We start from the raw sequence: 12,367 nt of genomic DNA on the forward strand, positions 1-12,367 counted from the left end.
CCTAGTCCGATGCCTCGACCGGATCGAGGGGAACGATGATCCGTTGCCGGAATCTGCAGAAATCGGCGATCCACCGTGCGGTTCGCCCGGCCTCTCTGCTGATTCTCACGGCCATCGGCTTCCTCTGCCTTGCCATAAGCCCGCTCGCGGTCCGCGCGGCATCGCGTTCCTGGTCAAGCAGGCTCGCCAGCCTTCCGTCGACGAATTGATCCTGTGCGCAGAGCGCCGGAACAAGTTGGTAGATGGTCTTGCCGGCCGACATGATGGGGTTGAAGATGAGATCATCGACAGCAATGTTGGCCTGCGCCGTTGCCTGCAGAAAATCGCGTGCCGTTCGCCGCGAGAGCAGATAACCGCCCGCCCCCGGATGGCCCTTGCGGAGACGGAACATGGAAAAACCATGCCCGGCAGGGGTCCTCTTCCTCTGGATCACGGTTCTGGAGAAGAACGTTTCCAGCTTCACGACATCGGCGTCCGCCGGCACCCAACTCGTATCGCCCAGCAACGCCCCGGCCTTACTGGAGAAGACCATGTCGTCCTCGAACACGGCGCCGTATGGGGCCCCGTCCTGTGCAATGATCGTCCAGCAGGCTCGATGACTGTGCAGGCAGGCGATTTCACTGCCGGAGAGCGGCCGGGTGGCGTGTATTGCGTGCTGCGGCTGCAGCATCAGGTCGGGATGTTGCTTGCCATCGATCCCCGCGACCCGCTCGAACCCAATGCCGATGCGGGCGAATTCCCTCGACATGTGAGCAAGCCGCTCGGGAGATCGATCGAGGTTGATGACCAGACGCTTCATTTTCACGAGCTATTTTTTCGAAACCCTTGCTTCCACGGAACCGGCGTGAACCGCCAAGCACCGCAGGAGCCTTCTAGCACGGGTGACGCTATGGTTTGTTGATCTTTTGTGGCGTGAATATCATGCCGCAAGGGGAGAGCCAACAGAGAGCCAAGCTCTCAAGGCCAGCCTGATTTCCCGGGAGATTGCGCCCCGATGTCGGGAACGCCGGATTGAAGACGAGATCATCGGCTACGCGCAGGCCGGTGCGGTAGCGTCGAGGACGTCGCGTGCCATTTGCCTCGACATGATGCAGCCGCCGGTAACGGGGCGAGCGGCCAATGCCGGGCTGGAAACGAAAAAATCGGAACAGCCCTTGACCTTCCAGTTACTGGAAGCACTACCTCCGCAATCAGGCAGAGGCATAGAGGCATTTTGGAATGACGCACCCAGACCATGACCATCGCGGCGATCACCACGCACATGGCCCGCACGGCAGCTGTTGCGCGCCGAACGGTGCCGATGCGCCAGCCGTTCTGCGCGATCCGGTCTGCGGCATGACCGTGGATCCAGCCGCCGGCAAGCCGACATCGGAGCATGGCGGCCGCCTCTATCATTTCTGCAGCGAGCGCTGCCGTTCGAAATTCCAGGCCGAGCCGGAGCAATACCTGACGGCCACCGACCCCGTCTGTGGTATGAGCGTCGAACGTGGCACAGCCAGGCACTTCGCGCGCCATGAAGGCCAGGGCTTCTATTTCTGTTCCGCCGGCTGCAAGGCGAAATTCGAGGCGGCACCGCAGACCTATCTCGGCGACAGGCCGGCACTGCCGCCCGCGCCCAAGGGCACGCAGTATACCTGCCCGATGCATCCCCAAATCGTCCGCGACAAGCCCGGCTCCTGCCCGATCTGCGGCATGGCGCTTGAGCCGATGGGCGTGCCATCGGGCGATGAGGGGCCAAATCCCGAACTGGTCGATTTCACCAGGCGGTTCTGGGTCAGCGCGGTCCTGTCGGTCCCGCTTCTGATCGTCGCGATGGCGCCGATGATTGGTGTGTCGTTCGAAAGCTGGGTCGATGATCGCACAAAGGTCTGGATAGAATTGCTCCTGGCAAGCCCGGTGGTGCTCTGGGCCGCTTTTCCCTTCTTCCACCGTGGCTGGGAGTCTGTCCTCAACCGCAGCCCCAACATGTGGACGCTGATTTCGCTGGGCGTCGGCGCGGCCTACCTCTACAGCGTCGTCGCCACCCTGTTTCCCGACATCTTCCCGCATCAGTTCCGCGGCCATGGCGGGGCTGTGCCGGTCTATTTCGAGGCCGCCGCCGTCATTGTCGCGCTGGTTTTCCTCGGCCAGGTGCTGGAACTGCGTGCCCGCGAAAAGACCGGCTCGGCAATCCGCGCCTTGCTCGATCTGGCGCCGAAGACCGCGCGGCGTATGGCCGAAGACGGTTCCGAGACCGATGTGCCGCTGGACAGCGTCAAGGCTGGCGATCGCCTGCGCATCCGGCCCGGTGATGCGGTGCCGGTCGACGGCACGGTGCTCGAAGGCCGCTCCTCCATCGACGAATCGATGATCACGGGCGAGCCGCTGCCGGTCGAAAAGGCCGAGGGCGATGCTCTCACCGGCGGCACGCTCAACAGGCAGGGTTCGCTGATCATGCGCGCCGAACGGATCGGCGCCGAGACCACGCTGGCGCGCATTGTCGAACTCGTCGCCAAGGCACAGCGCTCGCGCGCGCCGATCCAGGGATTGGCCGACCGCGTTTCCTTCTACTTTGTCCCGGCCGTCGTCCTTGTCGCCGTCGTGGCCTTCATCGCCTGGGCCGTCTTCGGTCCCGAGCCCAGCCTGATCTTCGCCATCGTCTCGGCGGTCTCGGTGCTGATCATCGCCTGTCCCTGTGCGCTTGGCCTCGCCACGCCGATGTCGATCATGACCGCCACCGGGCGCGGGGCGCATGCAGGCGTGCTGATCAAGGAAGCCGCCGCGCTCGAACGCTTCGCCTCCGTCGACACGCTGATCGTCGACAAGACCGGCACGCTGACCGAGGGCAGGCCGAAACTGACGGATGTCATCGCGGCAGACGGCTTTTCCGAAGACGATTTGCTGGGGCACGCCGCGAGCCTGGAGAAGGGCTCGGAACATCCGCTGGCCGAGGCCATCGTCGAGGGCGCCGCGGCGCGCGGAGCGGCCGTCACCGACGCCGGCGATTTCGAGGCGGTTACCGGCAAGGGTGTTTCCGGCACGGTGTCGGGCAAGGCCATGGCGCTCGGCAATGCCGCGATGATGGGCGATCTCGGCGTCGATGTCTCTTTCCTTGCGGCCAGCGCAGAAGCGCTGCAGGGCGACGGCAAGACGGCGATGTTCGTCGCTGTCGGCGGCAGGCTGGCCGGCATCGTCGCCGTCGCCGATCCCATCAAGGCGACCACCCCCGAGGCGATCAAGGCGCTGCATGACAGCGGCCTCAGGATCATCATGGCGACCGGCGACAATGAGCGCACGGCCAACGCAATCGCCAAAAGCCTCGGCATCGACGAGGTTCGCGCCGGCCTGTTGCCGGAACAGAAGGCAGCCCTGGTCGAGGAACTGCGCGGCAGGGGCGCCGGTGTCGCCATGGCCGGCGACGGCGTCAACGATGCGCCGGCCTTGGCCAGCGCCGATGTCGGCATTGCCATGGGCACCGGCGCCGATGTCGCGGTCGAAAGCGCCGGCATCACTTTGGTCAAGGGCGACCTCAACGGCATCGTCCGCGCCCGCACCTTGGCCCAGGCGACGATCGGCAACATCCGCCAGAACCTGTTCTTCGCCTTCCTCTACAATGTGCTTGGCGTGCCGGTCGCCGCGGGCGTGCTCTATCCGATCACCGGCATGCTCTTGTCGCCGATGCTGGCGGCGGCGGCGATGAGCCTGTCCTCCGTCTCGGTCATTGCCAACGCATTGCGGCTGCGGACGTTGAAACTCTGATCCAAACCCCCAAATACGAAACCCCCAGATACCGAACCAAAGCAACAGGAGACCATGAATGACCTTGGCCAAGAAACTCGTGCTTTTGCTGATGGCGGCCGGAATGCTGATCGCCGTCTTCCTCGAAAGCGTTCCGGCGCAGAGCGAAGAGATGAAACACGACATGGCTGGGATGTCGATGGGCACCACCGGCCCTTCGACCGAAGGCTACAAGGCGGCGATGGACAAGATGCATGCCGACATGATGGCGTCGCAATACACCGGCAATGCCGATGTCGATTTCGTCCGCGGCATGATCCCGCACCATCAGGGCGCCATCGACATGGCCAAGGTCGAGCTTGCCAACGGCAAGGACCCGGAAATCCGCAAGCTCGCCGAAGGCGTCATCGCCGCGCAGGAAGCCGAGATCAAGCAGATGCAGGACTGGCTCGCCGCGCATCCGGTCAAGTGAGCCTTTCGCGACGGTTAGATTTGGGCGACAACGCCTCTGGATTTTCTCGCCCGTCCTGTGATGCGATTCGGCCTCGAACGGAGCCTGCCATGCCATCGACCATCAGAATCACCACGCTGCCCTCTGGCGAAGCGGTTCAGGTGCTCGGCCAGGGCACGTGGAAGATGGGTGAGGATTCGCGCCGCCGTGCCGATGAGGTCAACGCTCTCAAACTCGGCCTCGACCTTGGCCTCACGCTGATCGACACCGCCGAAATGTATGCCAGCGGCGGCGCCGAGGAAGTGGTGGCGCAAGCCATTGCCGGGCGCCGCGCCGAGGTCTTCGTGGTCTCGAAGGTTCTGCCGTCGAACGCATCGCGCGCGGGCGTGCAGCGCGCCTGCGAGAACAGCCTCAAGCGCCTGCGCACCGACCGCATCGATCTCTACCTCCTGCATTGGCCGGGCAGTGTGCCTTTGGCCGAGACGGTCGAGGCCTTCGAGGCCTTGAAGAAGGCCGGCAAGATCCGCCATTGGGGCGTCAGCAATTTCGACACCGAGGACATGGAGGACTTGGCCGGCTTGCCCGATGGCGGCAACGTCCAGACCAACCAGGTGCTTTACAATCTGGTCCGGCGCGGCCCCGAATTCGATCTGGCGCCCTGGAGCCGCAGGCGCGGCATTCCCCTGATGGCCTATTCGCCGGTCGAGCAGGGCGCGCTGGCGCGCAATGCCAGGCTCGATGCCGTCGCCGCCCGCCGCAATGCGACCGCGGCACAAATCGCCCTGGCCTGGGTGATGCATCAGGAGGGCGTCATCGCTATTCCGAAGGCCAGCAGCCAGGAGCACGTCCGCCAGAATTTCGCGGCGCTCGACATCGAGCTTACGGGCGAGGATCTCGCCGACCTCGACCGCGCCTTTCCGCCGCCAACACGCAGGCGCGGCCTGGAGATGATCTGACTACTTCCCCGCCAGTCCCTTCAGCCGGTAAAGCGCTTCCAGCGCTTCCCTTGGGGTCATCTCGTCCGGATTGATCTCGCCGAGGGCGGCGCCGAGCGCGTCGCTCTTCACCGGCTTCGGCGCTTCCCGCTTCACCGCCACGGAAAACAGCGGCAGGTCGTCGACCAGCCGGTTGGTCTTGCCGGAAACCTCGCCTTCCTCCAGCTGGTGCAGCACCTGCTTGGCCCGGTCGACCACCGCTTCCGGCAGGCCGGCGAGCCGTGCCACCTGGACGCCGTAGGAGCGGTCGGCGGCACCCTTGCCGACCTCGTGCAGGAAGACGACGTCGCCTTCCCATTCCTTGACCCGCATGGTGACGTTGTGGAGCCGCGCCAGCTTGCCGGCCAGCGAGGTCATTTCGTGGAAATGGGTGGCGAAGATCGCCCGGCAGCGGTTCTTCTCATGCAGATATTCCACTGCCGCCCATGCGATCGACAGGCCGTCGAAGGTGGCGGTGCCGCGGCCGATCTCGTCGAGGATCACCAGCGCCCGTTCGCCGGCCTGGTTGAGGATCGCCGCCGTCTCGACCATCTCGACCATGAAGGTCGAGCGGCCGCGCGCCAGATCGTCCGAAGCGCCGACGCGCGAGAACAGCCGGTCGACGACGCCGATATGGGCCGATGCCGCCGGCACGAAGGAGCCGGTCTGGGCCAAGATGGCGATCAGCGCGTTTTGCCGCAGAAACGTCGATTTACCGCCCATGTTAGGGCCGGTCAGCAGCCAGATTGCGCCGTTCTTGGCGTTCCCTTCCGGCGACAGGTCGCAATCATTGGCGACGAACGGTCCCTCGCCCGAACGGCGCAAGGCCTGCTCGACCACCGGATGACGGCCACCTGATATCTCGAAGGCAAGGCTCGAATCCACCACCGGCCGGCACCAGGCTTCGCTTTCCGAAAGCAACGCAAGTGCCGCCGAGACATCGATCGCTGCCAGCGCATCGGCGCCGGCACGGATCTTTTCCGCCTCGCCGACGGCTTGCGCCGTCAGCGCATCGAACGCTGCCAGCTCGATGCTGAGCGCCCGGTCTGCGGCGTTGGCGATCTTGGTCTCGAGTTCGGCAAGCTCCGTCGTGGTGAAGCGCATGGCATTGGCCATGGTCTGGCGGTGGATGAAGCGCGCCTTGGCGCCATCGCTGCCGGTCATGACCGCGTGGTGATTGGCGGTCACCTCGATGTAGTAACCCAGCACGTTGTTGTGCCGGATTTTCAGCGAACGGATGCCGGTCTCCTCGATCAGCGAGCGCTCCAGCCCGGCGATCACTTTTCGCGATTCGTCGCGCAGCGCCCGCATCTCGTCGAGTTCCGGGTGATAGCCGCCGCGCAGGAAGCCGCCGTCGCGTTTGAGCAGCGGCAATTCCTCGCCGAGCGCCTGGGTCAGATGCTGGGCAAGCGCCTGCGGCAGCGCCTGGATGGCGGCCATCGCCTCCGCCAGTTCCTGGGGCAGGGCGGTCGCGGCGAAGATTTCGACGATGGCGCCGGCCGCCTCGAAACCGGCGCGCAGTGCGCCGAGGTCGCGCGGGCCGCCGCGGTTGAGCGCCAGCCGCGACAGCGCGCGCGGCATGTCGGCGACGCTTTTCAGGCTCGTCCGCACCGCCTGGCAAAGCCGGGTTTCGGAGCGGAAGAACGACACCGAATCCAGGCGCGCGCCGATCGCCGCCGGGTCGGTCAGCGGCGCCATCAGCCGGTCGGCGAGCAGCCTTGCGCCGCCGCCGGTCACCGTGCGGTCGATCGCCTTGAACAGCGAGCCCTCGCGACTGCCCGACAGCGTGCGTAAGAGCTCGAGATTGCCGCGCGTCGCCGGATCGATGAACAGGGTCGAGCCCTGCTCCTCGCGCTCGGGCCGCGACAAAGGCGGGCGCTCGGCTTTCTGCGTCTTCTCGACATAGGCGATGGCGCCGGAGATCGCCGACAGTTCGGCGCGCGAAAACGTACCAAAGCTGTCCGGCGTCGCCACCTCGAAGAAGCGGGCGATGCGCCCGGTGGCCGAGGCCGAATCAAACAGCGATGGCGGCTGCGGGTTGGCGACGCGGCCGAGCACGTCGAACACCGGCTTCAGCTCGGGATCATGGAACACCGGCTCGGCGACGATCAGCTCGCGCGGATCGACGCGGAAGATGTCGGCCAGCAGCCGGTCGGCGATGGTCTCGGCAACGCGGAAGGCGCCGGTCGAGATGTCGATCCAGGCAATTGCGAAGGCATGGTCGCTGCCGCCCTTCACCCGCCCCAGCGCCATCAGGAAGCTCGATTCCGACGGCGCCAGCAATTTGTCCTCGGTGATGGTGCCCGGCGTCACCAGCCGCACCACGTCGCGGCGCACCACCGATTTGGAGCCGCGCTTCTTCGCTTCGGCCGGATCTTCGATCTGCTCGCAGACGGCGACGCGGAATCCCTGGCCGATCAGCTTCTGCAGATAGTCGTCGGCCGCATGCACCGGCACGCCGCACATCGGGATATCGTGGCCCTGGTGCTTGCCGCGCTTGGTCAGGACGATGCCCAGCGCCCGGCTCGCCTTTTCGGCGTCGTCGAAGAACAGCTCGTAGAAATCGCCCATGCGGTAGAACAAGAGCGAATCCGGGTTCGCCGCCTTGATCTCGATGAACTGCTCCATCATCGGCGTGACGGCGGCCGTGCCGGGCTGGGGCGGCGTCATCACCTCGGGGGCGTCGGGCTCATTGGCTATGTGCATGTTCATGGCGCGGCACGCTAGCAGATGTGGTGGCCGGGTTTAATGCCGGGGCTTCGAAAAGCAGGGGAAGACCGAGGCGATGGTTTGCAAGCAATTGCCCGTCGGCCTGCGATTCCCGCGCGCTGGCGGTTTACACGCGGCGGCGCGTGGTCTTAATTCGGACCGAAACAAAGCACCCGCTTCAAGGAGGTGCTGCACCGGCGAGGAAATCGAAAAGCATCATGGCCAGGAAAACCGAGAACAACGGTCCGTCCGTCAGCGCGCAGGAAGCGCTCGAATTTCACGCGATGGGCCGGCCCGGCAAGCTGGAGATCGTCGCCACCAAGCCGATGACGACGCAGCGCGATCTGAGCCTCGCCTATTCGCCGGGCGTCGCCGTGCCGGTACGCGCCATCGCCGAGGACCCCAGCCGCGCCTTCGACTACACGACGCGCGGCAACATGGTGGCCGTCATCTCCAACGGCACCGCCATCCTTGGCCTCGGCAATCTCGGCGCGCTGGCCTCCAAGCCGGTGATGGAAGGCAAGGCGGTGCTGTTCAAGCGCTTCGCCGATGTCGATTCCATCGATCTCGAGGTCGACACCGAGGATGCCGACGAGTTCATCAACTGCGTGCGCTTCCTCGGACCCTCCTTCGGCGGCATCAACCTGGAAGACATCAAGGCGCCGGAATGCTTCATCATCGAGCAGCGCCTGCGCGAACTGATGGACATCCCGGTCTTCCACGACGACCAGCACGGCACCGCCATCATCTCGTCCGCCGGGCTGATCAACGCGCTGGAGATCACCGGCCGCGACATGAAGACCACGAAGATGGTCTGCAACGGTGCGGGTGCCGCCGGCATCGCCTGCATCGAGCTGATGAAAGCGATGGGCTTCGCGCCCGAAAACATCATCCTGTGCGACACCAAGGGCGTGGTCTTCCAGGGCCGCACCGAAGGCATGAACCAGTGGAAATCGGCGCATGCGGTCAAGACCGAGGCACGCAGCCTTGCCGAGGCGCTCGACGGCGCCGACGTCTTCCTCGGCCTCTCGGCCAAGGGGGCGCTGACCACCGCCATGGTGCAGTCGATGGGCAAGAACCCGATCATCTTCGCCATGGCCAACCCCGACCCGGAAATCACCCCGGAGGAAGTGGCCGAGATCCGCACCGACGCCATCATGGCGACGGGCCGTTCGGACTATCCGAACCAGGTCAACAACGTGCTCGGCTTCCCCTACATCTTCCGCGGCGCGCTGGATGTGCGGGCCACCACCATCAATGACGACATGAAGATCGCCGCGGCCCGCGCGCTCGCCGAGTTGGCGCGCCAGGACGTGCCCGACGACGTCGCCGCCGCCTATCAGGGCAACCGGCCGAGATTCGGCCCCAACTACATCATTCCGGTGCCGTTCGACCCGCGGCTGATCTCGGCCATTCCGCTAGCGGTGGCCAAGGCGGCGATGGAGTCGGGCGTCGCCCGCAAGCCGATCCTCGATCTCGACCGCTATGCGCAGGAACTGTCGGCTCGCCGCGACCCGATCGCCTCTACCCTGCAGCGCATCTACGACCGCGTGCGCCGCCAGCCCAAGCGCATCGTCTTCGCCGAGGGCGAGGAGGAGCAGGTGATGCGCGCCGCCGTCTCCTATGTGAACCAGCGCCTCGGCACCGCCATCCTGCTTGGCCGCGACGATGTCATCAAGGAAAACGCCAAGCACGCCGGCATCGACCTCAACAAGCAAGGCATCGAGATCATCAATGCAAGGCTGTCGCGCCGCAACGGCATCTACACCGACTATCTCTACGAGCGCATGCAGCGCAAAGGCTTCCTGTTCCGCGATTGCCAGCGGCTGATCAACAACGACCGCAACCATTTCGCCGCCTGTATGGTGGCGCTGGGCGACGCCGACGGCATCGTCACCGGCGTCACCCGCAACTATTCCACCGCGCTCGACGACATCCGCCGCGTCATCGACGCCAAGCCCGGCCACCGCGTCATCGGCGTCTCGATCGTGCTGGCGCGAGGTAAAACCGTCCTCGTTGCCGACACCGCCGTGCACGACATGCCCAATGCCGAGCAGATCGCCGACATCGCCGAGGAGGCGGCAGGCTTCGCCCGCCGCATGGGCTATGAGCCGAGGCTCGCCATGCTCGCCTATTCCACCTTCGGCCACCCGCAAGGAGAGCGGTCCGAGCGTGTCCAGGAGGCAGTGCGCATCCTCGACAAGCGCCGCGTCGATTTCGAATATGACGGCGAAATGGCCGCCGATGTCGCGCTGAATGCCCGGGCGATGGCGCAATACCCGTTCATCCGCCTCACCGGCCCGGCCAATGTGCTGATCATGCCGGCCTTCCACTCGGCCTCGATCTCCACCAAGATGTTGCAGGAACTCGGCGGCTCGACAGTGATCGGCCCGCTGCTGGTCGGCCTGAACAAACCGGTGCAGATCGTCTCGCTGAATGCCAAGGATTCGGACATCGTCAACATGGCCGCGATCGCGGCCTATACGGCGGGGACTTGAGGGGCGGTCCGCGTGGAAGGCGGAAGCTAACGATCTGGCTCTTCGAACCCGGCGGCTCGAAACGCCGCCGGCTCCCCATAACAGATTGATAAGATTCAGCTGATATAGGGAAGCTCTTGCCGACATGCCGTAACGGCATCCACGGCGCGCTCAGACCGCTAAATGGGGGTGCGGCCATGAAGCATGACGGAGTTTCCGTATCCACGGTCGGCCCAGTGGTCCACCACGACGAGCGGCTGGACGCCTTGCTCAGCATTACCGGCCGCATGGACGGTTATCTCTATCGCTGCCGCAACGACGCGTCCTACACTATGCTCTATATCAGCGACGGCATCTTCACCGTCAGCGGTTATCGGCCGAGCGATTTCATCCACAATGCGGTGCGCGACTACGTCTCGGCCATCCACCCGGATGACCTCCCGTCGGTCTATGCCGCCGTCGACGCCGCGCTCGAGGCGCGCCGCAATTGGAACGTCGACTATCGCATTGTGCCGAGGGCCGGCGAACCGCTCTGGGTCCGCGAGATCGGCGGCGGTGTCTGGGACAAAGCCGGCGAACTCGAATTTCTGGAGGGCTTCGTCGTCGACATCAGCGACCGCAAGGTCGTCGAGGACCTGAACGCCCAGTTGGTCCTGGATCTGAAGATCGCCAACGAGGAACTCTCGGCGCAAAAGCGCGAGATCGAGGTGGCGAAGCAGCAGAGCGACCATTCGGCCAACCACGATGCCTTGACCGACCTGCCCAACCGGCGTGCCTTCCACAACGAGATCAGATCGGTCGTCACCCGCTGCGGCGCCACCGGCGAGGCGGCCGGGTTGCTGTTCATCGATCTCGACCGGTTCAAGGAAGTCAATGACACGCTTGGCCACGAGGCCGGCGATGCGCTGCTGCAGCGCGTGTCGAGCCAGCTTCGCTCGATCCTGCGCAGCGCCGATTTCGTCGCCCGGCTCGGCGGCGACGAGTTCGCCTTCCTTTTCTCGGCCGACACCGAGCTGGCACGGCAGAAGGCCGTGCGCGTCGCCGAACGCATCCTGGAAAGGTTGCGGATCAAGGTTCCTACGCCCAATGGCGCCATCCAGGTCGGCTGCACCGTCGGCGTGGCCATGTATCCGGCGGAAGCTGGCGACTCCGAAGCGCTGATCGCGCTCGCCGACCGGCTGATGTACATCGGCAAGAAGAGCGGCCGAAATCGGCTGGTCACCGCCAGCGAAATGGCGCCGCAACAGCCGTCGTCCAGGCCTCGCCTTCGCAAGACGGCCTAGCTATCGCCAAGAACTGTGCCGACTCCAAAATCCAAGGGATGACCGCGCCGGCTTCAGCCCGGCGCGAACGCCCGTGCCGCTTCGACGACGTCCTCGATCTGGTCCTGCCGCAGCAGGTCGATCGGAATGCGGCCGTCGAGTTGTGCAGCCGGGCGCGTCAGCCACAGCCAGGCGAGCCTCGGATTGCCGATCAGCGACTGCACGTCGCTTATGCCCGCGACGGGCCTGCCGTCGACGAATTGCGCCAGCGGGAAAACGTGCTTGCGGCCGCCCTTGCGCAAGGCGATGACATCGCCGCGCCTTTGCCAGCGGTGCAGGGTCGAGCGGGCGATGCGCAGGTTCTCTTCCAGATAGGTCGAGCCGGCGACACGGCCGGCCCAGTCCTCGATCAGCATCGATTCCAGGTCGTCGGACCGTGGCGGCGGGGCAAGCCTTTCATCGGCCGGCAAAGCCGTCGGCATATCGGCGGCGCCGGCCTCGCTGCGGCGCGCGGCTTCCGCCGCCAGAGCGCGCACGAATTTCGAGGCAAGGCCGGGAAGGTCGGCATGGATGGCGTCGATGGCGCGCTGGTGCTTCGGCGACCGCAAGGTGACGGCGGATGCTATGCTGCCGGCGATCTTGCCGACCGAGACCACGGTGGACTGGTTTATGGCCTCGTCATAATGGGCAAGCGCGCGTTCGACGTCCTCCGCGACCATCTCCGCGAAGTCGTCCTGTCCAAGACCGGTTGTCTGAAATCTGCTCATGCACATGTCT

Annotated in this window: 9 protein-coding genes; 6 read left to right on the forward strand and 3 right to left on the reverse strand. The window is 65.2% G+C overall.

Annotation, left to right across the window (positions count from 1 at the left end; genetic code table 11):
• Position 1 precedes the first annotated feature (1 nt).
• A complete protein-coding gene (locus tag FJV83_RS13750) occupies positions 2 to 799 on the reverse strand; it encodes a glycosyltransferase family 25 protein (RefSeq protein WP_142886161.1) in 798 nt (265 codons plus the stop codon).
• Between the two features lie 82 nt (positions 800 to 881).
• On the opposite strand from FJV83_RS13750, the gene FJV83_RS13755 reads away from it, so the two are divergent.
• From FJV83_RS13755 to FJV83_RS13770, 4 genes are all read left to right on the forward strand, one after another.
• Positions 882 to 1,238, forward strand: a complete 357-nt coding sequence (locus tag FJV83_RS13755; RefSeq protein ID WP_142886162.1) for a hypothetical protein — start codon at positions 882 to 884, stop codon at positions 1,236 to 1,238.
• A complete protein-coding gene (locus FJV83_RS13760) occupies positions 1,219 to 3,738 on the forward strand; it encodes a heavy metal translocating P-type ATPase (RefSeq protein ID WP_142886163.1) in 2,520 nt (839 codons plus the stop codon). Before FJV83_RS13755 ends, FJV83_RS13760 begins: the two co-directional genes overlap by 20 nt.
• A gap of 58 nt (positions 3,739 to 3,796) precedes the next feature.
• A complete protein-coding gene (locus FJV83_RS13765; protein ID WP_095787180.1) occupies positions 3,797 to 4,189 on the forward strand; it encodes a DUF305 domain-containing protein in 393 nt (130 codons plus the stop codon).
• An 89-nt stretch (positions 4,190 to 4,278) separates the two neighbouring features.
• Positions 4,279 to 5,124 carry an aldo/keto reductase gene (locus tag FJV83_RS13770; RefSeq protein WP_142886164.1) on the forward strand — a complete coding sequence of 282 codons (846 nt, stop codon included), beginning with the start codon at positions 4,279 to 4,281 and terminating at the stop codon, positions 5,122 to 5,124.
• Here the strand turns inward: FJV83_RS13770 and mutS are convergent, their stop codons facing one another.
• Positions 5,125 to 7,854, reverse strand: a complete 2,730-nt coding sequence (gene mutS, locus FJV83_RS13775) for a DNA mismatch repair protein MutS (RefSeq protein ID WP_142886165.1) — start codon at positions 7,852 to 7,854, stop codon at positions 5,125 to 5,127.
• A 215-nt stretch (positions 7,855 to 8,069) separates the two neighbouring features.
• Here mutS and FJV83_RS13780 point away from each other — a divergent pair, with 215 nt between their 5' ends.
• Positions 8,070 to 10,349, forward strand: a complete 2,280-nt coding sequence (locus tag FJV83_RS13780) for an NADP-dependent malic enzyme (protein WP_095771688.1) — start codon at positions 8,070 to 8,072, stop codon at positions 10,347 to 10,349.
• Between the two features lie 176 nt (positions 10,350 to 10,525).
• Positions 10,526 to 11,611, forward strand: coding sequence for a sensor domain-containing diguanylate cyclase (locus tag FJV83_RS13785; protein WP_095787183.1), 1,086 nt, complete (start codon positions 10,526 to 10,528; stop codon positions 11,609 to 11,611).
• A 53-nt stretch (positions 11,612 to 11,664) separates the two neighbouring features.
• On the opposite strand, the gene FJV83_RS13790 is transcribed toward FJV83_RS13785, so the two are convergent.
• Complete coding sequence (locus FJV83_RS13790; protein ID WP_142886166.1) at positions 11,665 to 12,357, reverse strand: antitoxin Xre/MbcA/ParS toxin-binding domain-containing protein; 693 nt, start codon at positions 12,355 to 12,357, stop codon at positions 11,665 to 11,667.
• Positions 12,358 to 12,367: the final 10 nt, after the last annotated feature.

This window comes from Mesorhizobium sp. WSM4307, assembly GCF_007003945.1.
Taxonomy (GTDB): domain Bacteria; phylum Pseudomonadota; class Alphaproteobacteria; order Rhizobiales; family Rhizobiaceae; genus Mesorhizobium.

Coding starts and splice junctions, on each gene's coding strand:
- FJV83_RS13750 (WP_142886161.1), bottom strand. CDS start 799: ATGAAGCGTCTGGTCATCAACCTCGATCGATCTCCCGAGCGGCTTGCT.
- FJV83_RS13760 (WP_142886163.1), top strand. CDS start 1,219: ATGACGCACCCAGACCATGACCATCGCGGCGATCACCACGCACATGGC.
- FJV83_RS13765 (WP_095787180.1), top strand. CDS start 3,797: ATGACCTTGGCCAAGAAACTCGTGCTTTTGCTGATGGCGGCCGGAATG.
- FJV83_RS13770 (WP_142886164.1), top strand. CDS start 4,279: ATGCCATCGACCATCAGAATCACCACGCTGCCCTCTGGCGAAGCGGTT.
- mutS (WP_142886165.1), bottom strand. CDS start 7,854: ATGAACATGCACATAGCCAATGAGCCCGACGCCCCCGAGGTGATGACG.
- FJV83_RS13780 (WP_095771688.1), top strand. CDS start 8,070: ATGGCCAGGAAAACCGAGAACAACGGTCCGTCCGTCAGCGCGCAGGAA.
- FJV83_RS13785 (WP_095787183.1), top strand. CDS start 10,526: ATGAAGCATGACGGAGTTTCCGTATCCACGGTCGGCCCAGTGGTCCAC.
- FJV83_RS13790 (WP_142886166.1), bottom strand. CDS start 12,357: ATGAGCAGATTTCAGACAACCGGTCTTGGACAGGACGACTTCGCGGAG.